Raw genomic sequence first — 25,096 nt, 5'->3', positions numbered from 1 at the left:
TATAACCGAAAAGAAGCCTTGAGCAAAACTGCCAAGGCTAAAGCAGCGGCAGGCTCTGCCGCTGTATGTCATCTACGAAAAAACGTCGTGTACCCCATTATACTCTCATTGCAGGGGGTTTGCCAAAAGGCTGAGTTCCGGATGGGCCTCGAGCGCTTCTCTGCAATGATCGCAGGTTACCCGAACCATCACTTCTCCGTTAAAATCATACGCTATTATATCCCTGCGTTCCTCAGGGGTCAAGGAATCAAATCCGAGACGGGCTTCGGATACATCATGGGAATCGATGCGGCCCTGGAACGCTCGACAATGTCTGCAAACATAGGTTATCGCCATCATATGCCTCCTGAAGGTCGTATATTACCTTCAGTATGCCCGGATTTCCCTTGTTTAAGACCCGGATATCCCCATTATCGAATACCTTGGAGTCATCTTACGGGGATCCTTCATCTATGTTCCTCATCTATGTTGCTCTTCTACGACTTGTTAAACTTCGCCATAGTCTGCTCAAAGGTATGACCCAAACTGAATTCCAGTGCGTCACAGGTCTCTTCCACCATGTGCTGCAACTGTTCGCGCTCCTTCTTCGGGAACGTCCCGAGCACGTAGTCGACAATCGCATAACCCGGCTCGGGTCTCGAAATGCCCATTCGGACCCGGTTGAAGCTCTGGGTCCCGGTATGCTGAATGATGGACTTGATGCCGTTATGTCCTCCGGCGCTGCCCTGATACCGCAGGCGGATTTTACCGACGACGGTATCCAAATCATCATAAACCACAATCATGTCTTCCAGGCTCACCTTATAATAATCCATATAAGCACGCACAGCCTCGCCCGAAAGATTCATGAACGTCATCGGTTTGATCAGGACGGTTTTGGTTCCTCCAATCATTCCTTCGGCGATGACCGATTTGCATTTATTCTGATTGAACTTCAGGCCATGGCGCTCCGCGAGGGCATCCAATGCCATGAATCCAACATTGTGGCGTGTCTTCTCATAATTGGGACCGGGGTTGCCCAGTCCGACAATCCATTTCATCACAGGTTGATTCCTTTCACGATTTATACTTTCTTCTTTGCGCATTTCTGAGTACAATATGAACAAAACCTATTGGCGTTATGCCCTCATAAGAAGGTGAATCGGCATTGAAAGCTTTCGAACAGAAATTAACGCATCACAGCCATTTTCAATACCATATGAAGCACGGCATCCCTGTTCAGGTCTATGAACTCGGTTGTCACATCGACGTGGGTCTGATCACTGCGGTCGACGCCTATTTTGTCGAGCTTGAGGGAACGCTGTACAACCGGAGTACGTTCACTTTCATCTCCAGGCCCGGATACTGACAGGGGATGACGTCGCCCTGACATTGGCAGGTCATGATTTTGAAAACGTTTTCTTGGTGACTGTCCATCTGCACCTGCTACAGGGCCATAATGCCGTCATAGCCGACAAGGGCTACATTTCCCTCATGAGGAGATGTAACCCTGCCTTTTTACACGGTTTATTATTCTATTTCGAACAACTTGCTGATCGACAATTCCTCGTGAACCCGGATGATGGCTTCACCCATCAACGGAGCAACCGACAGTACCGTCAGTTTGCTGCTAGGGTTCGGATTGGTGATCGGAATGGTATCCGTTACGACAACTTCCTTCAGCGGGGAGTTTTCCAGACGCTCATGGGCAGGGCCCGAGAGAACCGGATGCGTACAGCACGCATAGACTTCCTTCACGCCGCCTTCCATCAACGCATTGGCACCCAGCACAATCGTTCCGGCGGTATCGATAATGTCATCGATCAGAATGGCGGTCTTGCCTTCGATATTCCCGATAATGTTCATGACTTCACTGACATTCGGCTCCGGCCGGCGTTTATCGATAATCGCCAGCGGGGCATTCAGGAAATCAGCAAGCTTTCTCGCGCGAACCACGCCGCCGTGGTCCGGAGATACAACGACCGGGTTCTCGATCTGCTTCGAACGGAAATATTGGGCAAGGATCGGCACGCCAAGCAAATGATCCACCGGAATATCGAAAAATCCTTGAATCTGCATCGCATGCAGGTCCATTGTAATGACGCGATGAGCCCCTGCCTTTTCGATCAGGTTGGCAACCAGCTTAGCGGTGATCGGATCCCGCGAACGCGCTTTACGGTCTTGACGGGCATATCCGTAATACGGAATAACCACGTTGATGCTCTTCGCGGATGCCCGCTTGAGCGCATCCACCATAACCAGCAGCTCCATCAGGTTATCATTCACCGGCAAGCAAGTGGACTGCACAATATAGACATGACAACCCCGTACGCTCTCGGAGAGCTTAACTTGAATCTCGCCGTCACTGAAGCTGGTTGTATGCGACTCCCCCATCGGAATGCCGATATAATCAGCGATTTGATGGGCAAGTTTAGGATTGGAATTACACGTGAATATTTTTAATTTAGAATCAAGATAAGTCATAGAATAAAAACCCTCCGTGCTGGTTCGTTGAATTAGGCTATCCGATCACCGCTTCTTATCTTGGAAAAGAGAAGCAGGGATAATTACGATTTCTTGTTCTTCTTGGCGATGGCGCGTGCCCGGATCTTCTCTGCGTACCCTGGCTTGTTCTCCTGACGCTGCCTAGCGATGGCCAGATCATTGTCCGAAACGGAATGCGTAATGGTCGAGCCTGCAACAACGAATGCGCCCTTGCCCACCTTCACCGGCGCAATCAAATTCACGTTGCTGCCGATAAATGCATCGTCTTCAATTTCGGTAATGGACTTATTATAACCATCATAGTTGACTGTAATCGCACCGCAGCCGATATTGACGTTTTTGCCGACTTTGGCATCGCCAACATAACTGAGATGGGATACTTTTGAACCGTCGTCAATCGTCGCGTTCTTCACTTCGACGAAGTCGCCCACCTTCACATCAGCTCCGAGTTTTGCCCCCGGACGGAGATAAGCAAAAGGCCCTACCGAGGTCCGAGATCCGACTTCAGCGCTGCTGAGCACCGAATGTTTGACGCTGGCACCATCCGCGATAATGGAGTCCTCGATATCGGTATCCGGCCCGATGAAGCAGTCTTCGCCGATCACCGTGTTCCCTTTCAGAACGGTGCCGGGATAAAGCACGGTATCCGAACCAATCTGAACGTCGGCTCCGATATAGGTAGAAGCCGGGTCAATGATGGTAACACCGTTCAACATGTGCGAGCGGTTGATGCGCTCTCTCATGAAGCCTTCGGCTTCCGACAACGCCAGACGGTCGTTGACGCCAATTGATTCGGCATAGTCATCCGTCTGATAAGCTAGCACGGTCTCGCCGGCTTGTTTCAGGATGCCGATGCAATCGGTCAAGTAATATTCCTGCTGCGCATTCTGGTTGGTTACGTTATCCAGTGCAGCAAATAGCTTTTTATTGTCAAAGCAATAGGTACCGGTATTAATTTCAGTGACGGCGTCCTCTTCCGGACTGCAATCTTTCTGTTCGACGATCCGAAGCGCGCTTCCATCCTCGCCTCGAATGACCCGGCCGTAGCCTTTCGGGTTATCCATATGCGCGGTGAGCACCGTGGCGGCCGCGTTGCTGCTTTCATGAAGCTTCAGAAGATTCTCCAGCGTCTCAGACGTCACCAGCGGAGTGTCCCCGCAAATGACGATCGTGGATCCCTCTTCACTGCCAAGCAGTTCCTTGGCTTGCTTCACGGCGTGACCCGTTCCGAGCTGCTGCTCCTGCAGAACATACTCGGCTGCGTCTTGCAGATAGGTGCGAACCGCTTCCGCGCCGTGGCCAACGACCACAACACTGCGTTCGCAGTTCACCTGCTGTACGGTTTGGACCACATGTCCGACCATCGGCTTGCCACAAACAGGATGCAGCACTTTATATAGTTTGGATTTCATACGTTTGCCCTGCCCTGCGGCGAGCACAATAGCAAATCTTTTCAAGGGCCATGCCTCCTCCTCTTGAACTCACTACTGAATATATATCATTCTACAAAAAAAGAAAAGAGAGCCATAGGCATGGCTCTCTTTTCCTTGAACCCCAATTGTAAAACTTAAGCGCCTTCTTCAATCACTTCTTCTTCAGTAGCCGCTCGCTCATACTCGGCCAATACAGCCGATTGAATCTTCTCGCGGGTACCAGAGGAAATGGGATGGGCAATGTCGCGGAACTCTCCGTCAGGAGTGCGTTTGCTCGGCATTGCAACAAACATTCCATTGTTTCCGTCGATGACGCGAATGTCGTGAACGACAAATTCATTATCGATGGTAATGGATGCGATTGCCTTCATTCTCCCCTCAGAGTTAACACGGCGGAGTCTGACATCCGTAATTTGCATATGTGTTCACCACCTTTTTCCATCAGAGACTTGGTGTATAATTCCACACAGCAAACCCGAAATCCTTCTTTTTTCTACTACAAAATGTCCTAAAAACAGGAATTTTTTTTAGAATGTGATATTTTCGACAGACTTCGTGCTGATTCGAATGAAAACGCTATTATATCGACAAAAACCGCGTGCCTAGTTTTCGAAATAATTACCAGGTTTAACGGTAATTCTCTTGGTTTTGGAGTCTACGTCGCTCAAAACCGCGAGTGAAATATAGTCCTCAAGGAGTCTTTCCTCGGTTTCTACCGATCCCGATTCCACCAGGACCCCGACGCCTGCGACTTCGGCATTAAATTCACCAAGCAGATCGACCATCCCCTGAATGGTGCCTCCTGCCTTCATGAAATCGTCCACGATCAGTACACGGGAGCGCTCCTTGAGCGCCCGGCGGGATAAAGACATCGTATGGATGCTCTTGTGCGAGCCGGACACATAATTGATGCTTACGGCCGACCCCTCCGTCACTTGATGGTCCCGGCGAACTAGTACGACCGGCAGGTTCAATTGCGCCGCCGTCGCATAGGCCAGCGGAATTCCTTTGGTCTCCACGGTCATGACCACATCGATCACCCGGTCGGAGAATGCCGTCGCAATGATCTTGCCCGCTTCGTTCATGAGTGAAGGTTGTCCGAGCAGATCGGACATGTACAGGTAGCCGCCCGGCAGAATCCGATCCGATTGCTGAAGCTGCTGGCACAGCTCCTCCGCAAAGCGCAGAGCATGGTCTCTGCGCAGCTTCGGAATGTACCTTACCCCTCCGGCCGCGCCGGCCAACGTCTGAAGCTCACCGAGCCCCTCGCTCTCAAATACGTCCTTAATGATCGCCAAATCCTCGCTAATGGACGACTTGGCTGCTCCATATCGCTCGGCGAACGTTGTCAGCGGTATCAGCGTATGCGGTTTGGATAGTAAATATTGGGTCATATCGACCAATCGTTCGCTTCGTTTTAATTTTTTCACCTAGGGTTCCTCGCTAAATCCGAATATTATATGTTAAATATAACACTTTTGTACGTATTTATACAACTTCGATTGCAACTCGCCCCCGAATTGTCAATTCGAACCGTTTCTAAGTGAGCAGGCGAACCGCATATACTTCCTTGCAGAAGCCCCGAAGGCCATTGTAAATCCGGGCCACCTTGGATTCCTTGGAGACCAGGCCGAAGACGGTAGGACCGCTGCCGGACATCAGCGCGCCGTCCGCGCCCAATTTCAGCATACCTTCCTTCAGCTGCTGAACTTCCGGGTGCATCTTCAAGGTCACCTCTTCCAGCACGTTGCCCAGCGACTGGCACATTTGCTGGAAGCTGCCCTGCGCCAGCGCGTCCACCATCCGCTCAGCCGATGGATGGGACTGAATTTGCTCGCTGCGCAAGCGGCCATACACCTCCGCCGTCGACACATTGATCGGCGGCTTCGCTACGATCACCCAGCATTGCGGCGGATTCTGGATCGGCGTGAGCACTTCGCCGCGCCCCGTAGCCAATGCCGTGCCGCCGGTCACGCAGAACGGCACATCCGAGCCGAGCTCGGCACCGAGCGCGAGCAGCTCCTGCCGGGGGATGCCGAGCCCCCAGAGGCGGTTCAAGCCGCGCAGTGTGGCCGCCGCATCGCTGCTGCCTCCTGCGAGTCCCGCGGCAACGGGAATTTTTTTGTCCAGGTGGATATGCACACCCTTCTTCACGTCGTAGCGCTCTTTGATTAGTCTTGCTGCCTGAAAGGCCAAATTCTTCTCGTCCAGCGGTATGTATCCTGCCTGTGAGGTGATGATGATGGTGTCCCGCTTCTGTTCGGACATTTCGAGCCGATCGGCGAGGTCGATCATCGTCATGACCATCTCTACCTCATGAAAGCCGTCAGGACGTTTATGGAGTACATCCAGCATCAAATTGATTTTGGCCGGTGCTTTTTCGTATATTTTCAAGAACGTTCACCTATCCTTAGCTTTTCCCATATGCTTGAACTTAACATATTCGAGGAAAAACATCTAATGCCTCTATATTAACAAACTCAGGCTTTGAAGTCATGGGACCGTTTGATGACGTTTACCGATGCACCGGCTTTAAGAAAAACGCCTATTGCCGCTTATCAAGGCGCAAGCTGTTGTTCCTGCGAGTCAGGAAGCTAAAGATGAAACAAACAGGGCCTTCCGCTTAACCGGAAGACCCTGCTGCGATGCGGCCATACTCTTACAGGTCGGATTTGCGGGCTGCCCGCTCGGCGAGCTCAATCGCCCGTTTTACCATGTTGCCGGCATCCTTGGCCTTTATGCCTCCCCAGCCCTCTTTTTCCACGGTGTCGTAGAATCCCAATTCTTTAGCCAATTCGGTCTTCAATTGATCGGACATGATGCTTCGTCTTCTTCTGCTCATCAATCCCGCCTCCTTGGAAAATGTATTGAGTATGGCATGAACAGCATTCTGCGCGACGCAGCGGCCTTCCATGGGCCTTACGCATGCTTAAGTCTCCGTCACCGCGTATAGAACGGCTGGGATAAGCTCGCGCAGATTTAGTATGCGTTCAAACCGTCCTTGTCATCCCTCCGGAAGGATGGCAACAAAAAACAGCCTCCCTGTAAGCGGAGACTGCTCTCATGACGTATCGTTATGACTTGATATAGGTGATTCGCATCTCGTTGTCGTCACCGGTGACCATGATCTCCACGGTTTCGGTCAAAATATCCGCATAACTGTAAGACACACGTTTAAAAGTTTGCTGGTCTTGGTCCAGCTTCACAATGAAAACAGAAGGGTACGTTTCTTCCAAAACACCAGTACGCTCGACGGTCTTCCGACGGCCACCGTTTGCCCGAAGCGTAATTTTTTGCCCTAAATGGGCATCGAGACTGCGTTTGATTTCCAACAGCGCATTTTTAGCCATTGTCGACGACCACCTCTTTCCTTGTCCATTATACCGAAGATTACATCATTTGTCAATTCAAAAACATTAATTATATCAGCATCAAAAATATATTGTCAATGTATTTTTTTTGACCCTGTCATTCTCGCGCTCATTTGCTTTAATATGCGCTAAATTGACAAGCTTTATGTATTTTTTTTGACAACTTTCTTAACGAATGGAGAGGAAAAATAAAAAAACCCCATCGAGTGGGGTTCTTCTTGGTTCATTCTCCAGCGGTAATTTGGACCTCTGATCGAACGGATTAGGAGCCTAACTGACTGAAGGCGTAACCTTCAAGGTGGACAAATCCTGCAGCTTGGGCAGACCGATGCGGTAGCTGCCTCTCGTCTCAATTCCGCCTACGCCCTGGCTGCCGCTGATCGTATGATGGACCACGTCATGGATGTTCACGGTATCCCGGACTGACGTATAGGCCGCTTTAGCGGCGACGTAGACGGGATCCAGCGCATGGATGAGGATTCGCCCCGGCGAGCTGGCAAAATTGGCTCCAGCCTGCAGCAACGCCTCAAAATGCGATTGGCACGCTCCGGCCACGATGACCAGGGAATCCAGGTTCCGCTCATATTGACGCGCCACTTGAATCGCTGTGACGAAGTTGTGGGAATTTTTATAGCTGTCCAGGCTATATAAATCGTATGGCTGTCGTCTCTTCAGAACGCCGTCATGACCCGTGATCACGACGATATCAGGTCTTACCCGCGGAAGAAGACGATATAACGAATCGGCCATCCCCGACTCATTGATATAATGGCCTTCCGCTGGGACCCGAAGCTGATTGTATAAGGCCATGCTCTTCTTCAGGTATTGGGGATCCCCATCCAAATGCAGCACCTTGCCCGGCACGTCAAAATATCCTTTATCCGCAAGCTGGCCGCCTTCAATATGCCGCAGGCTGGCCAGTTGACGCTCGCTCTGCTCCTGTCTTTGCTTCTGCAGGCGATCGAGCGACTCATTGGCTTTGATCTGTGCCTGCTTTGTTCGTTCGCTTAAGGTGGGATGCGGGACCGTGACCAGATCATCAACGGGAGCATCGGCCAGTAACCGGAATTCCGTCCCTTTGATGACGATATTGTTATTTTGCCGCATGCCTTCTACCCGGAACGTTACATCGCCGCCGTAGGATTTACGAACGACCAAGTCTCCCAAGTTCATCACAACATCACCCCTACCCTATGGTATGGGCTACTGTGACTATTGGTTCTTGTTCAGCGCCAATTTATCGCGCGGAGGCCATTCGTAAGCTCCAGGGACTCCCGAAAGGCTGCGTCAACGGATATTGGCGCCGAACAGCACGTTGCTAAGCCGCGCATACTCCTCAATGCTAAGCGTCTCTCCGCGCCGTGAAGGCTCGATGCCTGCTTCCTGCAGCAGCTGCTCCAACCGTTCACGTCCCTCACCCGGGAAGAACCGGCTCTTCAGATTGTTGGCAATCGTCTTCCGCCGCTGTGCAAATGAAGCCTGGACCACCTCGAAGAAGAATCGTTCATCTTCCACGCGGACGGGAGGCTGTTCACGGACCGCCAGGCGAATCACGGCAGACTCGACGTTCGGCTGCGGAATGAACACCGTGTGCGGCACGATGCAGACCAGCTTAGGCTCGCTGTAATATTGAACGGCAATGCTGAGACTTCCGTAATCCTTGCTTCCCGGTGCAGCGGCCATCCGTTCGGCTACTTCCTTCTGAATCATCACCACGATGTTCTCCAGCGGCAGCTTCTCCTCCAGCAGCTTCATGAGAATCGGCGTCGTCACGTAATACGGCAGATTGGCAACCACGCTTACCTTCGATACGTCCCCGAAATCCTGACGGAACAGCTCATGAAGATCCACCTTCAGCACATCCCCATGATGAACCCTCACGTTCCCGTAGGGCTCCAGAACTTCCCTTAGGATAGGAATCAGGCGCTGATCGATTTCGACCGCGGTGACGTTTCCTGCCGTCTGCGCCAGCTTCTCCGTCAGTGCACCGATGCCAGGCCCGATCTCGAGCGCGCCCTTGTCTTTATCAAGTCCTGCAGCTTCCACGATTTTATACAAAATATTCTGATCGATGAGAAAGTTCTGGCCCAGACTTTTCTTGAAGGAGAATCCATGGCGTGAGATGATCTCCTTCGTCCGTCTTGGTGTTGATATATCCTCGATCCGACTCATTGGCTAAACGCCCCCTTCTTCCAGCTGTGCAAGTGCAGCCAGAAATTCTTCCCGCGATATTTGAAACATGGCCAATCGTTTGTGGAACTGCTTGCTGTTGCAGTATCCGATGCCCAGCAGATTGCCCATCGCCTTCCGTCTTGCCGCGGCCTCAGGGTGAGCCGATAATCCCGCCTCCAGCAGATCCTCCAAACTGATCAGGCTCTCTCCACCCTCAAAAGACGTGTGAACCCGCTCCAGCGCGCGCCGTATCGCCTCTGGCGAGGCATTCTCCACGCCGATATCCCCTTTCCGGGTAGCATCCGCTTCCGGAATGAAGGCGTGCTTGCAGCCGGGTACGCCCTGATCCACGATTTTGCGGATTCGTTCACCCGCATGGTCAGGGTCCGTCAATATGATAATGCCTCTGCGCTCCTGGGCAAGCGCTATGCGCTTCAGGATTTGTTTGTTGATCGCTGAACCGCCGGTTTCGATCGTATCGGCCTCTACGGCCCGTTTAATGGCAACGGTATCGTCCCTGCCTTCAACGACAATCACTTCTTTAATCATGCGTTCATTCTCTTCCTTCCCAAGCAGAGCAGGCTTGTACAACGTTAAGGTTCAACCCGTTTAGCCTTGATTACTCCGGTCTTAACAAAACAAAAGAAGAGGAAATATTCCTCTTCTTGATCATCATATATTATAAGCTAAATAGTATAGCATTAGAATGGCAAAGTAAATTGGAATTCATGCGTCTAGTTCAATTCAGGTTTAACCGGACCGATCACGTAAACGGTGCGGCCGCTCTTCCGGCCGAAATTCATGGCCGATTTCAACGAATCGTAATAGACATCGATTTTGTTGCCTTTGATGGCGCCGCCCGTATCTTCAGCACGGCGGAAGCCGATGCCCTCGATGTAGACCCACCACCCGATCGGGATGATGTTAGGATCAACGGCGATGGTGCGACCTTCCGTAACGCGAGTGCCGGATGCGGTACGCGTACCGATTCCTTGCTGCTCGGCCGAATACGCCGTCATCGACACGTTGTTCAATACCTTCTTGTATTTAAAATCAACGCCTGCGCGGGAAACCACGTTGTTCTCCACAGCCTTAGCGGTCGTTACTTTTTTCGTGCCGGACAATTTAGCCGGTGTAGCTTTTACATCGGTGGCTGCCGCCTGGACGATAACAGGCTTCTCCACTTTTTTCGTGCCTACGGCAATGATTTTATCCTTCGTTTTGCGTTCAATTTCTTGGGAGACCTTCGTCTTGGAAACCAGCTTGCCATTGTGGTAGACCTTCTCGTAATGGTTCACCATAAGACCAGGCTCGCCTCGCTGAATAACGCGGTTATCACCCTTTTCAAGCGATGGATCGGCCGTCTTGATCACGCGGAATTCGCGGTCTTCCGTTTCCTTAACTTTTTGCTTCGTGACGCGAACGACATGGATATTCATATTGCTGGTCAGCTTCGTGTCTTGCGACGGTTGTACTATATCTTCACCCTGGATCGTAACACCAGCCTCTTTGAGTACATGATCAACTGTATCCTGGGATGTAAATATGGTTTTGGTTTTGCTGCCTACCGTAACGTTGACTGGAATAGCTCTGTCAATAATAATTCGGTCTCCGTCCCGGATCGCGCCGTTCAGGGGCATCGAAATTTGATCTTGGGGACTCAACGTGATCGCTTGCTCATCCAGCAATTCCTGCAGCAACGATCCACGTGTTTCCACCGTAGTGACCCGGCCGTCGACGACAAGCTGAACTTCCTTGCCTGCCTGGTCATGTACAACCAACGATATGAGAAGTGATACCGTAACGGCACCCATGGCGCCGAGCAACATCAGTTGACGCAAATTGTCATGCTTCCATCTCAATGCGTAAGACATGCTGGATGATTGTGATTCATGGGTTTCTTCAGGTTGAAAAATGCCCACTATTCCATCCTCCTTCATAGTCCCGCCGTCTAGGTAAACGCATGAATGCATTTGACGTGACTATAGCAATTTTTCTCACAGGGCGCCCTGCTATCTATCTACACCCTGCGTCAATTCCCGTCTTCCGTCCATCTGCCATCACCTCCTGTTTACCAAGAGTATGATGAACCCTTCTCCATTATTCAAAAATAAAAGAAGCCATTGAAAGAGTACTAGAGGCTCTAACGTGGCTTCCTGATGAATGAAATCATGGAAATGGTATGCACGAGATTTCCCCTCTTATTTCGCTTACGGAGTTAGCTGTCGGGTTCGGACGTAAGAGAGACGCCCTATATCCGGATGCCCGCTCATGGCGAGATCCTTCAAATTCACCCCAAAGACCCGAAAAAGAAATCAAATACAGCTTCGTGCATCCAGACCAGTATGCACCGCAGTATCGGTTCCCCCGTTCTCCAGAATTTCGGAGATTAAGCGAGACGGTTCATGAAATATTCGGCTGCGACCTGCACATCGCAGCTTCTTATCACTGAAAAGATGATATCCTGTTTGTATGCAGGTTGTAAAGCGACATTCAACCACATTTTCTCATGTAAAAGGTTAAAATATTGTAATATCAACGCCTTTTCTGATTAAAAAACTTTAATTAATCGAAAAAGCTCCCTTTTTCATCACTTTTGCTCTCGTTTTCGTTAAATGCCAAATCGTTCCAGCGCATTTTTGGTGGTAATTTGGGCCAATTCCTCATAGGACAACCCTCTAATTTCGGCTGCCGCCTCCGCCACCAATTTTACATATGCGGTCTCATTTCGTTTCCCGCGGAAGGGATGAGGTGTCAGGTAAGGCGCGTCCGTTTCGATCAATAATCGATCAAGCGGAACCTTTGCCAAAACCTCTTTGGGCTGCTTCGCATTCTTGAACGTAATCGGCCCCCCAAACGAGATATGGAATCCCATATCCAGGCACATTTTGGCCGTTTCCCAGCTTCCGGAGAAGGAATGCATGACACCGCCGACCTCGGAGGCTTTTTCTTCACGCAAAATGTTAACGATATCTTCATGCGCATCCCGGTTATGAATGACAATGGGCATGTTCAATTCCCGGGCAAGCCCGATCTGGCGACGAAGCACACGGTGCTGCACTTCCTTGGGGGACGTATCCCAATGATAGTCCAAGCCGATCTCCCCGATTGCCACCACTTTCTCGTGACTGCATAAAGAGGCGATCCAATCCAGGTCCTGATCCTCCATGGTGATCGCATCTACAGGATGCCAGCCTATCGCTGCATATATAAAATCATAAGTCTCCGCCAGCTTCATCGTGGTCGGGATCGTCTCCCGGTTAAATCCGATATTGATCATCCGCGTAACGCCGGCTTCAAGCGCCCGCTGAATTGCAGCTTCCCGGTCTTCGTCGAATTGGGGAGCGTCCATATGAGTGTGCGTGTCGAACAGCATAATATCCACACTCTCCTTCCTGTCGTTTCTATGTCGCCTATTTTCCATTAGTTGGTTGAATGCAAGAGTAATAACGGTGTTGTCCTGTTTTGCCTGATTTAATGCTGTTGTTTGAAAACGTCGGCGATCCTTTCCGGCATTTGACCCAGGAGCGGGCCCACCTTCTCCTCCGGATAATAAAGATGATACCGCCCTTTATGAATGCCGCTGATCGAGCGTACGATATCGGATACCTCCGAGATTTCCCTCAGCTCGTCATGCCGGTCCAGAAGGAGAATCTGTTTCTCGTTAAGCGGCATATCGGAATGAACCTTATCATAAGGAAGATCCGTTGGAAAATCAATCTCCAGGTCATATTCCGGATGCAGCCCCACGGCGCGGAACGCTTGGCGGATCCCGTCGATGGTTTCCAGATCGATGTTGTCGATTTCTACGTATTTGTAGAGCTTCCGGTGCATGAAACGGCCGCATAATTCGCTAAGAAGCGGGTCTTCCTCTTCCGTCCATTGCAGAAAGGCCGTTTGAATCAGGGCTTCATCAAGGCGCAGATATTGATGCACGCCGATATTCCCCAAAAACAGCGCAGGAAGCGGTTCGATCATGAACCGGAAAGCATATCCACGGTCATGCAGCTCCTTGGCCCGGCGAAAGATTTGGCGCAGGATGATTTCGGAGCTTCGGGTGACGGGATGAAAATACACCTGCCAGTACATTTGATACCGCGACATGAGATAATCCTCCACCGCGTGCATGCCCGATTCCTTCACGACGACCCGATCCCGGTACGGCCGCAGCATCCGCAAGATTCGGTCGATATCAATCGTTCCATAATTGACTCCCGTATAGTAAGCATCCCTTAGCAAATAATCCATCCGGTCTGCATCCAGCGGACTAGTGACCAGATTCATCACAATCGGCTTATCGTAGGTTTTGTTAATAACGGAGGCAACCTTCTCGGGAAAATCGGCACCGAGCTCCTGCAGTACCCGATTGACGCAAGTATCTCCGAGCAGGATCCGGCATGTCCAATCCTCGTGGTTCATATGAAAAGCTTCTTCTATGGAATGGGAAAAAGGTCCGTGCCCCACATCATGCAGCAGCGCCGCGCAGAGCGCTACTTGCCGTTCCTCGGCAGGCCAATCCGAATACCCTCTCCGTTCGAATTGAGAGATGATTCTTCTCGTAATTTCATAGACTCCAAGAGAATGGGAGAATCGGCTGTGCTCAGCTCCATGAAAGGTCAGGAAAGAAGTGCCCAGCTGCCTGACCCGGCGAAGCCGCTGAAATTCCGGGGTATCGATTAACCGCCATATAATGTCGTCCTGCACATGAATGTAATTATGGACGGGGTCCTTAAACACTTTTTCTTCCGAAATGGGTGAATGCATTTCATCTCATCTCCTTCTCGTTCACGCTTTGGTTTTAGCCGATAAACACTTCTTTTGACATCTAATGTCGAACTGTGTCGAATAACGTAAAATCGCGCTTTCCAAATCGACAAATCCAAAATCGCCGTGAAAATTGGTTCGATTATGGTAATTCCGTTGCTATATAAGGCTTTTGTTCACTATACTTTCGTAAACAGGTACCGATTTTTCAAAAATATAGGTTGACTGTTTTGGGAATCGTTGGTACTATAAATAACATAAAAACTAGAACTATGTCGAATTATGACTTTTTTAAATTATGGCGAGAGGGGCATTTATAAGTTATGATGAAATCAACAGGAATTGTAAGGAAAGTCGATGAGCTTGGACGGGTCGTCATTCCGATTGAGTTGCGCCGCACGCTCGGAATTGGTGAGAAAGATGCATTGGAGATTTATGTAGACGGCGAACGCATCATGCTTAAGAAATATGAGCCTGCCTGCATCTTCTGTGGTAACGCTGAGAACGTCACTTACTTCAAAGGTAAAATTGTTTGCCATGAATGTATCTCGGAAATCCCTACACCTGTGACAAATTAAGATTTTTAGTATATAATAGCATTATTACATTTTGTTAATTCTAACCTTTTTCATATCTCCTTGGTGCCTTCCTCGGCTATGAACCCGGCCGCAGGGAGGTCTTTTTTTGGGATTAAAGAATTATAAGTTCTCAGTGAAGCGTATTCCATTCTTTAATCCCATTTTATATGTTTTGCGGTCCCCATAAAGTATTTGAAATATGCATCGAAGCTTAGGCTCCACTTGTGGGGCTATTTTGTTTACCCCTTGGGCCAGGCAAGCCATATATTCACGACTCCGTCAGGAGTGCGTTATAGATGTCCCTTTTCGATACGCCGCGATCACCCGCGGTTTTTTTCATGGCATCCTTGCGGCTTAGTCCTTCCCCCTCATAGTGTCCCACATGCTCCTCCAGCGAAAGCTCCTGCCACCAGGCATTTTTCTCTTTCTGCTCCTCTTCTACACTGCCGGCTTCCACCACCAAACAATATTCTCCCAGCGGGGGATGCTCCGTGAGCCAGTCCAGGCATTCGGAAATGCTGCCTCGCACAAATTCCTCGTAGCGCTTGGTGAGTTCCCGTGCCAAGGTCACCTTCCGATTTCCCAGTACCTCCTGCAGGATCTCCAGCGTCTTCTTCACGCGATGCGGAGATTCATAAAATAATAACGTTCCCTGCGCCGATTGCAAAGCTTGCAACTGCTGGACGATATCTTTGCGCTCCCGCGGCAAAAAGCCGATAAACGTAAACCGTTCGGTCGGCAAACCCGACACGATTAGGGCGGATAACGCCGCATTGGCTCCCGGGATCGGAATGACCGAAATTCCTGCCTCAATCGCAAGCGAAACCAGATCACTGCCAGGGTCTGAAATCGCCGGCAAACCGGCATCGCTGACGAGTGCCACATTTTTTCCTTCTATTATATAACGTATGATTTCAGGACCGCTTGCCGCCTTGTTATGCTCGTGATAACTAAACAGCGGTTTAGCCGGAATTTCGAAATGGGTCAGCAGCTTGCGTGACTGCCTCGTATCCTCTGCCGCGATAATATCGCACTCCTGCAGGATGCGTACGGCGCGGTACGTCATATCCTCTAAATTCCCGATCGGCGTTGCCACCAAATACAGCGACCCCGGACTTCCCGCTCCCCGGTCGGCATAACTCTGTTGCACAAGATTTCTCATTCTTTTGTCTCATCCTCATGTGTTCCATAGTAAATTTCCATAAAATCCGGCCCGTATTTCCCCTGCTCATCATACACAATCAGCGGTGGCTTTAGCCGAACCTCGGGCTTTCCATCCCGAATGCCCTCGATCAGGACCATGTTGGCTTCCATCTTCACGCGCGGATGCACAAACCGGATGACCTTCGGCTCAATCCGGTATTTGCTCATCAGGGTGATAATCTCCGCCAGCCGCAGAGGCTTGTGAACCATGCTCATCTTCCCGCCTTGTTTGAGCAGCCTTGCACAGGACTCAATGACTTCTTCAAGCGTACAGTGAATTTCATGCCTCGCAATCGCCTGATGCTCATTCAGCTTCAAGTCGCTGCCATTCATCGGCATATAAGGCGGGTTGACCGTAATCAGGTCATACGCTCCATATCCCTTTTCCTTGTACAGTTCCCGCAGATCGCCTTCATGGATCGTGATCTGGTCCTGAAGGTCATTCATCGCTACGCTCCGTCTGGCCATATCCGCAAGTCTGGGCTGAATTTCAATCCCCTCGATCGGCGCGCCTGTACGTGTCGACAGCAGAATGGGAATCACCCCGTTACCCGTGCACATATCCAGAATCCGGCCCCTGCGCGGTATGCTGGCAAACCTGGCAAGCAGGACCGCGTCCATGGAGAAGCTGAATACCTCTTCGCTTTGAATGATGCCGAGCTCATGGGTGAGCAGATCATCGATCCGCTCGGATGGTTGCAGTAACACTTCTTTCAATTTCATGGTTTCAACCCTTTATCTCTATAATTCGTTATATCCCCGCTACTTTGGTGTGTAACTCTTTCCACCCTTGCCTGATGATATGAAATACGTAAAAGGCTGCTCTTCACATTGCATGACAAGCAGCCATATGTTTCACTCGCGATCCTTACAGTATAACCTTTCGATTCTAGAAAAAAACCGTAGGCAGTTTCCCCTACGGCTTCTTATTTATTCAAAAAAGACAAGCAGAACAGGCAATCCCCTTCCGTCCGCAGATGTCCATAATAGACATTGCAAATGTGGAAGCCTTCATGATAGAGCCGTGCCAGGTTATCATACCCCTCACCGACCACATCTTCATGTTCCTCATCCTTCACATGAGGCTGAGGTTGTAAAGCAACTGGGTTTTCCAATTCTGCCGGATTGACTTCCCTCTTTAAAATTTTCCGGAGCTGTTCATTTTCAAGACTGAGGCGATGGTTCTCTTCCAGCAGTTCCTTGATGACCAGCTTAAGTCCACCCAGTTCACTGTGTATATGTCCCATCTGTGTTTCCAACTCTTGAATGAGCACAAAAATGTTTTTCTTCTCCAAGTCTACACCCCGAAAATAAACATTCTATTGGACTATTTGATGACAACGTCATCCATTGGAAGTTCCTTGACCTTTCCAATTTCAAACAGCTGAACATGAACCGTCCGCTTATCCGCATTGAGCCCGACTACTTTGCCTTCTCCAAGCGAAGTAACGACCAGTTTCCCTGCGGATGGAAGCTCTTCTTTCACGCTTTCATAATTATCATGCTCAAACTTCAGGCAGCACATCAATCTTCCGCATAGCCCGGAAATTTTAGTCGGATTGAGCGATAGGCTTTGATCCTTTGCCATCTTGATCGATACCGGTTCAAAATCACCAAGCCATGAGGAACAGCACAGTACACGTCCACAAGGTCCAAGACCGCCGAGCATTTTGGCTTCATCGCGAACTCCAATCTGGCGAAGTTCGATTCTTGTTCGGAATATGCTGGCCAGATCCTTAACCAGTTCACGGAAATCCACACGGCCTTCCGCCGTGAAGTAGAAAATGATTTTGTTTCGGTCAAAGGTAAATTCCACGTCGACCAGCTTCATTTTCAGTTCGTGATCCCGAATTTTATTTAAACAGGTGGTGAATGCATCCTTCGCAGCTTGTTTGTTCTCTTCAACCACACGGGCATCGGAGTCACCAGCGATACGAATGACCTTCTTGAGGGGAAGGACAACGTCCGATTCACCTACCTCCTTCTTTCCTATCACAACTTGACCATACTCGATCCCTCTCGCGGTTTCCACAATTACGGATTGTTCCTTCTCCACGGGGAGGTCGAGCGGATCAAAGTAATATATTTTGCCCGCTTTCTTAAAGCGGACACCTACTACACTGTACAAAAATAAACCCCCTTGTGCCTGTACATATTGGCCATTCTTCGGGCCTGGGGGTGTGCTCACGCCGGAGTGTTACCGCCCAAACCCATCAATAACTGCTCTAAACTGAGCTGTCCATTGACATTATAGCGTAACTTCTTCTGACACTCTGCGGCCAAATCCATGTATGACACCCACTGTGCTGTGCTGCGGGTTGATGCATGACCAGAGATATACTCTGCCTGATCTATGAAAACGAGAGACTCTTTCCTTCCATACTGGACATGGATCATGTCCTTAAACCATAAATGAAACATACTGAACAATAAGTCCAGATGATCGGAGAGTTCGGTTTTGAACACTTTTTGACTCGCGGTGATCATCGCAGAGCCGCTGCGGTTCAAAGACTCCTTCCCTAATTGTAACACTACGTTTCTAATTTCTGCAAACCAATTCTCATTCAATATTTTCCTGCACTCGTCAAGTCCGGACGCCAGATGAACGGCACAGCGTACAAGCGCGGCAGGATAGCCCTCACCTACAAGGACCTTTTCCATCATCTGCGGATCGAGTGCCCGAAACGGGACTAACTGCGATCGTGATTGAATGGTGGGCAGAAGGGCTTGTCCATTCTCGGCAATCAGTATGGCGACGGCAGGCGCCTGCGGCTCCTCAAGAAATTTCAGCAGGCTGTTGGCTGCCTGCGTGGTCATCTTCTCCGCGCGGTCAATAATATATACCTTGGGATTCCGGTTCTCCGATCGATAGGAGAATATCCGCTGAAGATCGCGGATCTGATCGATCTTGATGCTGGCCCCATCCGGCTCGACCATCGTCAGATCCGGATGGTTGCCGTGCTCCACCTTGCGGCATTCCAAACATTGCCCGCAAGCATCGTCTTCTCTTTCCGTACAAAACAATGCCTTGGCAAACGTAAGCGCCGTCTGCATCTGTCCGGCACCGTTCGGGCCGCTAAACAGATAGGCATGACTGACAGCATTACGGCGCAAGGCATTTTGCAGCAGTTGCTTCGCAGTCCCTTGACCTACGATATCGTTAAAAGACATATGTCCTCACCTTCTACCAATCCTTCATGATGATCCTCTATGACGGAACAGTCCATCATTTCAAGTAAACTTCTTACGCTTGCGGCTAGAATACAAGATTGATCAGCATGCCCCGGATTTCCCCTACCTTGTTCAGCAGATCAATTCTCCCCTGTTCCGTATCCAGCAGCTCATCCGCCATCTCGAGCAGCGCCGAATCGACCTCATCGATTACGTTATAGCGCTTGCCGCGCCCCCGGCGGTCCCAGCCTCGCGTTTCCTTCATTTTTACACCGCGACGAACCGTTTCTTCCAGGAACCGGCGAACCATCAATTTATATGCCTTTAACTCCCGGACGGTCATTGCTTTGGCCAAACGATCCCCTTGCATTGCAATTTCACGCATTTGACGACTCAGCTCTTCATGGGTCGCACGTTCTCCCTGCTGCTGCATCATATCCGAGAACGATCGCTTCTGAATCGGTCTGGCGTTGCCATCCGGTACCGTGATTTCGCTTTTCATGGGCCGAAAGCCCGGATTGATCTTCACCTGAATCCACCGCCTATTGCGTTATTTGTTGCATCTAATAAAACGGAGGCATCTGGTACGTTCATATCGAACAACCTATGCCTCACGTGAACGTACCTTGAAATGGTAATCTTGTCAAGCGATTCGCCGACAATGATCGAAATACGGGGTGCTTGATCCGGAGTCCATCTACAATATCCATTTATGAAAGATCATCTCCCGATTGCAGCGATCTACGGTAACTATTTTTATTATGATACAGAAGTGGTTCAGAAGACTTTCAATACAGGAGAACACAGCCGTCAAATATCCCAATAAAAACATCCGTTACGTATCTATCGCAGATCTAGAGAATGAATTTAGAAATGCTCGAAACGTTCTACAGGGAGTACAAATACCGTTGCGCCGCCAACCTGCACTTCAACCGGAAGCGGCAAATAGGAATCGGTTGTACCGCTCATAGGGGTTACCGGAGTGACCAGCTGTTCGCGGACCTTACAGCTTGTGCGAATGACGCTAAGCACACTTTCAACCTGTGAATCGTCTACCCCAATCATAAAGGTGGTGTTCCCCGCCTTCAGAAAGCCGCCCGTACTTGCAAGCTTTGTCGCCCGAAAGTTAGCTTTGACCAATGCGGCGGAGAGACGGTTGCTATCTTTATCCTGGACAATCGCAACAATCAATTTCATGGTAAACCCTCCTTGTTTATTTTGGGCATCATATGCCCTTAACACTACTTATTTGACAAACAACCTCAAAAATCCTTTAATATCGCGTCTTCCAAGTGACGATTCATTTCCCTTTCGACCTGCGCGGGTGTCTTGGAAGCATCCACGATGCGAATTCGATCCGGATTACGCTCTGCTACCAATAGATAGCCTTCCCTAACTTTCTCGTGAAATGTCAGGTTCTCCATATCCAGTCGATTCCATTCCCGTTCTGCATTCGCCGCGATCCGTGACAGGCCGATCCTCGGCTCGATATCGAATAACAGCGTCAGGTCCGGCATCCGGGTATCAATGGCAAACTGATTGATGCTCCATACCTCTTCCATGCCCAATCCACGCGCATACCCCTGGTAAACCAGGCTGCTGTCCACGAATCGGTCGCATAGGACGGTCAATCCCTGTCTTAATGCCGGCTCCACCTTCTCCACAAGATGCTGGCGGCGGGCTGCCGCGTACAACAATGCTTCGGTGCGTGCATCCATCGCGGTGTGCTCCGGATCCAGAATAATGGAGCGGATCTTCTCGGCGATGTCTATGCCGCCGGGCTCGCGGGTAATCAGATACGGGATCGAACGGTTCTGCATAAAGGCGGCGAGTCTGCCCATCATGGTCGTTTTACCGGATCCTTCTCCTCCTTCTACGGTAATAAATAGTGGTCTGCGATTATTCATAGCGTATCCTGCTTTCATCATTTGTTGATCATATGCCCCAAGTTTTACGCACCGGCGCATAACGGAGGTTTCTATCCTTTACGTTTCCTTGTAAACGACAATGGTTTGCAGCGTGGGATCGGTTATTCCCTGACACTTGGCCCCGGCCATCCTCAATGCCAGCATTCTCTGTTCCATTTCTGCTGTTATGTCTTCGCCGGGGTATAATATCGGAATGCCTGGCGGATACGGAATAACCATCTCGGCCGCCTTTCGCCCGGCGCTCTTTGCTAACGGCACCGATTCCAATCTCTCCTTGTCAATCGGCTTGAGCGAGAAAGGGATTGGAGCTGAATATGGAGCCTGTCGCAGCAAATTGTTCCACGTGGAAACATCGGAGACCGAACTTTCTTCAGTTAACAAGTTAGCATCGACATTGAAATGAGAAGAACCCTCATTCAAGTGGATCCCCGGCCGCTCGTACTTCACGAAATCCCCCTGTTCCCGCAATTTCCGGATCAGTAATTCCGTATCTTCTGCAGCAGTACCTGGTTCCATTCCGATCTCATCTGTCTTCTCCCCCTGCTCTACAATATGCACAAGAGCCCATAAGACGTGATTCGCATCTTCGCGGGTCGATCCCAATGTAAACAATAAGACGACGCGCAGCTCGTCGCTCATCTCCGGCACGCAGCCGCGCGCCTCCAGTTCGCGCTGGAGTGCATAACCGCTCAGGGCCCCGGTGCGGTCATAAATGACCGCCTTGAACGGGTCCTGGCGGGTGTACGCCGCGGCGGCTGTGCCCGCGGCGCCATCCACGGGCTGCGGCGGCTGCAGCAGCCCGAAGCGCGGCAGCTTCGCGAGGCCGCGCCGGAAGGCATCCACGGCGGCTAGGCCAGCCGTGAAGGCGCCTGCGCCCTGCGTGTGCAGCAGGCGCCGTGCCAGATCCAGCGAAGCCATGAGCGGGTACGAGGGGCTGGAGCTTTGCACCATCGCCAGCCGCTGGCGCAGCAGGCTCCGGTCGAGCAGCACGCCCTGTACATGCAGCATGGCTCCCATCGTCATTGCGGCTAACATCTTGTGCGTGGATTGGACCACGCCGTCCGCGCCGCATGACAAAGCATTCATCGGCAGCTGTGGATGCTGCCCGAAATGCGCCCCGTGCGCTTCGTCCACCAGCAACGGCACTCCGCGCTTATGGCAAGCCTCCGCCAGCGGCCTTAAGTCGCTCCCCATCCCGTAATAGTTCGGCATCGTGATGAACGCTCCCTTGGCCTCAGGGAAGGCCTCAAGAGCCGCTGTCAGCGTAGCTTCTGATGGGGCAACGGCTAAACCGCTCTGCTTGTCCAGCTCCGGCTGAAGAAACACCGCCCTTGCACCGGCCAGCATCAATCCGTTCAACACGGACTTATGTACGTTCCGCTGCACCAGCACGAGGTCGCCCGGCTCACGGCATACCGTCAGGATCAGCGCCAGATTGCCAACCGTGCTTCCGCCCACCAGAAAAAAGCTTTCTTCGGCGCCAAAACAATCGGCAGCCAGCTCCTGCGCTTCCTGAATCACGCCCTCCGGATGAAATAAATCATCGGTTCCGGTAATTTCCGTCACATCGATGCGCATCGCCTCTCGCAGCATCTCCGCTGCGTCACCTTCTGCCCCGTATGCCCTGCCGTTCTTATGGCCGGGTACATGAAAAGATGAAGCCCCGCGTTCCCGATATAACCTTAAAGCTTCAGTAAGTGGGGCACGCTCTCTATGTGTAGTCATCGACATATCCCTTCGGATTACATTCTCTAACCTATTTTAACGCAAATTGAAACCTACGCCTACGTTCCATGCCCTGAAAATCCTCTCTAAACAAAAAAAGGCCCTTACATCAGGCCCATTTAACACGCGTACCCGCGCCTATGCATTCTTCGGCATCGCAATCTGTTTTAATTGACGGATAAAAAAATGATACTTGGCATCTTCCGCACTGGTATGGACGATTTCCGATTCACATTCCTCGCATACGAATTGCGATACAATGGTGATTCCATCGGTCTTCGACTGATTGCATATGATACACACGTGTTCGGTTAATTCTTCCATAACCATCCCACCTTGATCCTTTTCCTATTAGTATGACACAGTTTCTATTATTTTAAACCTTTTCATAGGATATCTTTCTACGCTTTAATTATATGTACCCCTTGATGGCCTTGTGTCTGTACCTTTTTTTTCAGCTTAATAAAAATATGATTTTGTCCGATAAAAACATAAAAGACTAAAACTTCTCGTCTATCGAAATTAATCTTCTATTTAAAGGGGGACGGCATAGCCCAATGGCAGATCCACACGGTCAAGCCACCTTTTATCACTACCGCTTAATCAAGAAAATCCAGATTTCCAAAAGCTTGCTCATCCTCTACTTAAGTCTGCCTTGGCTTGCTGCAGCTGCAGGGACCCTATGGGTGTCTCCGTACATTCTGCTCTATATGCTCATCGCTTTTCCGCTTATGTTATGGATCCAGTACGTTATTGGTCATACCGTGCTTGTCCTCCTGGGAACAGGCTATCGGAAGCGCTGGCGCTTCAGGCTGAGGCTGCCTTGGCTTGGTTATATCCCAGATCAACATGTCAGCCGTCGCGTATTCATGTTGGTGCAGTTCTATACCTGTTGGGTAGGGATAGTCTTAAGCGCTATCATGGCCTTCTGGTCATCGCTGCCGTTTGCCATTGCGATTGTGTTCTGGCATCTATGGCTGCTTCTTCCGCGAGGTTATACCATGCTGCGCCTGAGCGGTCAGCGCAAAGACGGGATGTTAAAAATGAATGAGCAGGATATCTCATACTACCAGCAATAAAGTAAGGGATTTTTCGTGTTTGAATTTACTACATAGCGTTATAACGATATTCTCTTGTACATGAAATAAAGACCTCTTCCGGCTTCGGAATGAGGTCTTTATTCATTCGCTTTATTGCTTTCCAATCCTTGTATGACTTGTTTCTTAAGCTGAGCAGGAACCGTGATTATGAGAAAATCGTCTTGCACCGACAGGTGGACGATACTTTTACCTTTTTCAAACACTAACGAAGACCCGTTGTCTTCAACTTCCTTCTGCTTCCATCCCCAGGACTCGATTTCATCCAAGTAAGGCTCAGGAATACTGTCGTCTTCCTTCAAGCCTGGAAGCGCATAGCGTACATAATCCAAGTCACTATTGCCTGTCGTCTGCTCCGTTTTATTCGCTTCCTTCGGAACCGGGAATGATTTCACATTCGCTGCCCCGTCAAAGGATTTCCAGCTTGGTTCCGTGGATGCCCCGCATCCGGATCCGATTAACAGTATCGTACCCGCACAGATCATTCCTGCCACATGCAGACCACTTTTACGCAACATGTCATTGTCCTCCTTCCCCCACAATAACCGGTCTCCAGATGAGTATTCATAGTTGGTTGGTTAATGGAGAACCTTCCAATCAGGCCTTCATTCCTATAGCCTGCGTAAATCGGTAAAGACTTACCCGATTATGACTAATTCTATTATACTGATTTTCGGCGTGGTATCGGTAACAAAATCTTCATCTGTTTACGTCAATTTTATGATCATGTTATATAACAGAAAAGCCGCTGGCGCTTCGTTTGGTGCTATATAAAGCGTTGGACCTCTTAACACATCAAAGCATCAAAAGTCCCATAAACAAATAAAAACCACCATCGATTACATCGACAGTGGTTGTTCGCTTGGCGACGTCCTACTCTCCCGGGACCCTTCGGTCCAAGTACCATCGGCGCTGGAAGGCTTAACGGTCGTGTTCGGTATGGGAACGCGTGGAACCCTTCCGCCATCGCCACCAAACGGTTCAGATGTTTGATCACCTGAAAACTAGATACGAAACGTATTTGCAGCACATTGAAATATTTTTGGATAAGCCCTCGACCGATTAGTATTGGTCAGCTCCATGCATTGCTGCACTTCCACCTCCAACCTATCTACCTCGTCGTCTTCAAGGGGTCTTACATACTGGGAAATCTCATCTTGAGGGGGGCTT

29 protein-coding genes, 2 rRNA genes and 1 riboswitch are annotated in these 25,096 nt (G+C 50.2%); of the genes, 3 read left to right on the top strand and 28 right to left on the bottom strand.

Translation table 11 applies throughout. From position 1 onward, the window contains the following. Positions 1-105: 105 nt before the first annotated feature. Positions 106-336, bottom strand: a complete 231-nt coding sequence (locus tag BMX45_RS29895; RefSeq protein ID WP_009591947.1) for an anti-sigma-F factor Fin family protein — start codon at positions 334-336, stop codon at positions 106-108. Between the two features lie 140 nt (positions 337-476). Continuing rightward, a complete protein-coding gene (gene pth / locus BMX45_RS29890; protein ID WP_012818314.1) occupies positions 477-1,040 on the bottom strand; it encodes an aminoacyl-tRNA hydrolase in 564 nt (187 codons plus the stop codon). Positions 1,041-1,147: 107 nt separating this feature from the next. Here pth and BMX45_RS29885 point away from each other — a divergent pair, with 107 nt between their 5' ends. Further along, complete coding sequence (locus BMX45_RS29885) at positions 1,148-1,348, top strand: hypothetical protein (RefSeq protein ID WP_006207422.1); 201 nt, start codon at positions 1,148-1,150, stop codon at positions 1,346-1,348. Positions 1,349-1,509: 161 nt separating this feature from the next. Here the strand turns inward: BMX45_RS29885 and BMX45_RS29880 are convergent, their stop codons facing one another. The 13 genes from BMX45_RS29880 to BMX45_RS29820 form a co-directional block, all read right to left on the bottom strand. Continuing rightward, positions 1,510-2,463, bottom strand: a complete 954-nt coding sequence (locus BMX45_RS29880) for a ribose-phosphate diphosphokinase (RefSeq protein ID WP_006207421.1) — start codon at positions 2,461-2,463, stop codon at positions 1,510-1,512. 83 nt (positions 2,464-2,546) lie between these two features. Next, positions 2,547-3,941 carry a bifunctional UDP-N-acetylglucosamine diphosphorylase/glucosamine-1-phosphate N-acetyltransferase GlmU gene (gene glmU, locus BMX45_RS29875; protein WP_090914298.1) on the bottom strand — a complete coding sequence of 465 codons (1,395 nt, stop codon included), beginning with the start codon at positions 3,939-3,941 and terminating at the stop codon, positions 2,547-2,549. Positions 3,942-4,051: 110 nt separating this feature from the next. Next, positions 4,052-4,336 carry a septation regulator SpoVG gene (gene spoVG / locus BMX45_RS29870; protein ID WP_006207419.1) on the bottom strand — a complete coding sequence of 95 codons (285 nt, stop codon included), beginning with the start codon at positions 4,334-4,336 and terminating at the stop codon, positions 4,052-4,054. A gap of 183 nt (positions 4,337-4,519) precedes the next feature. After that, positions 4,520-5,347: a pur operon repressor gene (gene purR / locus BMX45_RS29865; protein WP_090914296.1), complete on the bottom strand. Its 828-nt coding sequence runs from the start codon at positions 5,345-5,347 to the stop codon at positions 4,520-4,522. A 109-nt stretch (positions 5,348-5,456) separates the two neighbouring features. Then, on the bottom strand, positions 5,457-6,311 hold the full coding sequence (ispE, locus tag BMX45_RS29860) for a 4-(cytidine 5'-diphospho)-2-C-methyl-D-erythritol kinase (RefSeq protein ID WP_090914294.1): 855 nt from the start codon (positions 6,309-6,311) through the stop codon (positions 5,457-5,459). Between the two features lie 265 nt (positions 6,312-6,576). Then, a complete protein-coding gene (locus BMX45_RS29855) occupies positions 6,577-6,759 on the bottom strand; it encodes a small, acid-soluble spore protein, alpha/beta type (protein WP_009591920.1) in 183 nt (60 codons plus the stop codon). Positions 6,760-6,991: 232 nt separating this feature from the next. Continuing rightward, positions 6,992-7,267: a biofilm formation stimulator Veg gene (gene veg, locus BMX45_RS29850; protein ID WP_006207415.1), complete on the bottom strand. Its 276-nt coding sequence runs from the start codon at positions 7,265-7,267 to the stop codon at positions 6,992-6,994. A 291-nt stretch (positions 7,268-7,558) separates the two neighbouring features. Beyond that, positions 7,559-8,461, bottom strand: a complete 903-nt coding sequence (gene yabG / locus BMX45_RS29845) for a sporulation peptidase YabG (RefSeq protein ID WP_090914292.1) — start codon at positions 8,459-8,461, stop codon at positions 7,559-7,561. 114 nt (positions 8,462-8,575) lie between these two features. After that, a complete protein-coding gene (gene rsmA, locus BMX45_RS29840; protein ID WP_090914290.1) occupies positions 8,576-9,460 on the bottom strand; it encodes a 16S rRNA (adenine(1518)-N(6)/adenine(1519)-N(6))-dimethyltransferase RsmA in 885 nt (294 codons plus the stop codon). Between the two features lie 3 nt (positions 9,461-9,463). Then, positions 9,464-10,009 carry a ribonuclease M5 gene (rnmV, locus tag BMX45_RS29835; RefSeq protein WP_090914288.1) on the bottom strand — a complete coding sequence of 182 codons (546 nt, stop codon included), beginning with the start codon at positions 10,007-10,009 and terminating at the stop codon, positions 9,464-9,466. A gap of 185 nt (positions 10,010-10,194) precedes the next feature. Continuing rightward, entirely contained in the window at positions 10,195-11,382 is a 1,188-nt protein-coding gene (locus BMX45_RS29830) for a 3D domain-containing protein (protein WP_090914286.1), read from the bottom strand. A gap of 269 nt (positions 11,383-11,651) precedes the next feature. Beyond that, a riboswitch (cyclic di-AMP (ydaO/yuaA leader) is annotated at positions 11,652-11,866 on the bottom strand. Positions 11,867-12,071: 205 nt separating this feature from the next. Continuing rightward, a complete protein-coding gene (locus BMX45_RS29825; protein WP_217648134.1) occupies positions 12,072-12,839 on the bottom strand; it encodes a TatD family hydrolase in 768 nt (255 codons plus the stop codon). 95 nt (positions 12,840-12,934) lie between these two features. After that, complete coding sequence (locus BMX45_RS29820; RefSeq protein ID WP_090914282.1) at positions 12,935-14,224, bottom strand: HD domain-containing protein; 1,290 nt, start codon at positions 14,222-14,224, stop codon at positions 12,935-12,937. Between the two features lie 323 nt (positions 14,225-14,547). Here BMX45_RS29820 and BMX45_RS29815 point away from each other — a divergent pair, with 323 nt between their 5' ends. Continuing rightward, positions 14,548-14,802 carry an AbrB/MazE/SpoVT family DNA-binding domain-containing protein gene (locus BMX45_RS29815; RefSeq protein ID WP_006207408.1) on the top strand — a complete coding sequence of 85 codons (255 nt, stop codon included), beginning with the start codon at positions 14,548-14,550 and terminating at the stop codon, positions 14,800-14,802. 268 nt (positions 14,803-15,070) lie between these two features. Here BMX45_RS29815 and rsmI read toward each other — a convergent pair whose 3' ends face one another. The 10 genes from rsmI to BMX45_RS29765 all read right to left on the bottom strand — a co-directional run bounded on the left by rsmI (position 15,071) and on the right by BMX45_RS29765 (position 23,153). Then, positions 15,071-15,964, bottom strand: coding sequence for a 16S rRNA (cytidine(1402)-2'-O)-methyltransferase (rsmI, locus tag BMX45_RS29810; protein ID WP_090914280.1), 894 nt, complete (start codon positions 15,962-15,964; stop codon positions 15,071-15,073). Further along, a complete protein-coding gene (locus BMX45_RS29805) occupies positions 15,961-16,728 on the bottom strand; it encodes a tRNA1(Val) (adenine(37)-N6)-methyltransferase (protein WP_090914278.1) in 768 nt (255 codons plus the stop codon). Before BMX45_RS29805 ends, rsmI begins: the two co-directional genes overlap by 4 nt. Before the next feature lie 203 nt (positions 16,729-16,931). Then, entirely contained in the window at positions 16,932-17,300 is a 369-nt protein-coding gene (yabA, locus tag BMX45_RS29800) for a DNA replication initiation control protein YabA (protein ID WP_009591928.1), read from the bottom strand. A gap of 32 nt (positions 17,301-17,332) precedes the next feature. After that, positions 17,333-18,133, bottom strand: coding sequence for a PSP1 domain-containing protein (locus BMX45_RS29795; RefSeq protein WP_009591910.1), 801 nt, complete (start codon positions 18,131-18,133; stop codon positions 17,333-17,335). A gap of 56 nt (positions 18,134-18,189) precedes the next feature. Then, positions 18,190-19,176 carry a DNA polymerase III subunit delta' gene (holB, locus tag BMX45_RS29790; RefSeq protein WP_090914276.1) on the bottom strand — a complete coding sequence of 329 codons (987 nt, stop codon included), beginning with the start codon at positions 19,174-19,176 and terminating at the stop codon, positions 18,190-18,192. Positions 19,177-19,261: 85 nt separating this feature from the next. Then, positions 19,262-19,705: a YaaR family protein gene (locus BMX45_RS29785; RefSeq protein ID WP_009591907.1), complete on the bottom strand. Its 444-nt coding sequence runs from the start codon at positions 19,703-19,705 to the stop codon at positions 19,262-19,264. Between the two features lie 338 nt (positions 19,706-20,043). Further along, positions 20,044-20,373, bottom strand: coding sequence for a cyclic-di-AMP receptor (locus BMX45_RS29780; protein WP_006207400.1), 330 nt, complete (start codon positions 20,371-20,373; stop codon positions 20,044-20,046). A 65-nt stretch (positions 20,374-20,438) separates the two neighbouring features. Continuing rightward, positions 20,439-21,083, bottom strand: coding sequence for a dTMP kinase (tmk, locus tag BMX45_RS29775; RefSeq protein WP_090914343.1), 645 nt, complete (start codon positions 21,081-21,083; stop codon positions 20,439-20,441). A 78-nt stretch (positions 21,084-21,161) separates the two neighbouring features. Then, a complete protein-coding gene (locus tag BMX45_RS29770; protein ID WP_090914274.1) occupies positions 21,162-22,829 on the bottom strand; it encodes an aminotransferase class I/II-fold pyridoxal phosphate-dependent enzyme in 1,668 nt (555 codons plus the stop codon). A 138-nt stretch (positions 22,830-22,967) separates the two neighbouring features. Next, a complete protein-coding gene (locus BMX45_RS29765) occupies positions 22,968-23,153 on the bottom strand; it encodes a sigma factor G inhibitor Gin (protein ID WP_006207397.1) in 186 nt (61 codons plus the stop codon). A gap of 233 nt (positions 23,154-23,386) precedes the next feature. Here BMX45_RS29765 and BMX45_RS29760 point away from each other — a divergent pair, with 233 nt between their 5' ends. Beyond that, complete coding sequence (locus BMX45_RS29760; RefSeq protein ID WP_090914272.1) at positions 23,387-23,908, top strand: hypothetical protein; 522 nt, start codon at positions 23,387-23,389, stop codon at positions 23,906-23,908. A 98-nt stretch (positions 23,909-24,006) separates the two neighbouring features. On the opposite strand, the gene BMX45_RS29755 is transcribed toward BMX45_RS29760, so the two are convergent. From BMX45_RS29755 to BMX45_RS29745, 3 genes are all read right to left on the bottom strand, one after another. Further along, positions 24,007-24,444, bottom strand: coding sequence for a hypothetical protein (locus BMX45_RS29755; protein WP_009591900.1), 438 nt, complete (start codon positions 24,442-24,444; stop codon positions 24,007-24,009). Between the two features lie 342 nt (positions 24,445-24,786). Further along, positions 24,787-24,903 (bottom strand): 5S ribosomal RNA (gene rrf / locus BMX45_RS29750). 65 nt (positions 24,904-24,968) lie between these two features. After that, positions 24,969-25,096 (bottom strand): 23S ribosomal RNA (locus BMX45_RS29745); the annotation flags it as partial.

The sequence above is a fragment of the Paenibacillus sp. cl141a genome, from assembly GCF_900109305.1.
In the GTDB taxonomy this organism is placed as follows: Bacteria; Bacillota; Bacilli; order Paenibacillales; family Paenibacillaceae; genus Paenibacillus_AQ; species Paenibacillus_AQ lautus_A.
This window is presented reverse-complemented; position numbering and strand designations above follow the sequence as displayed.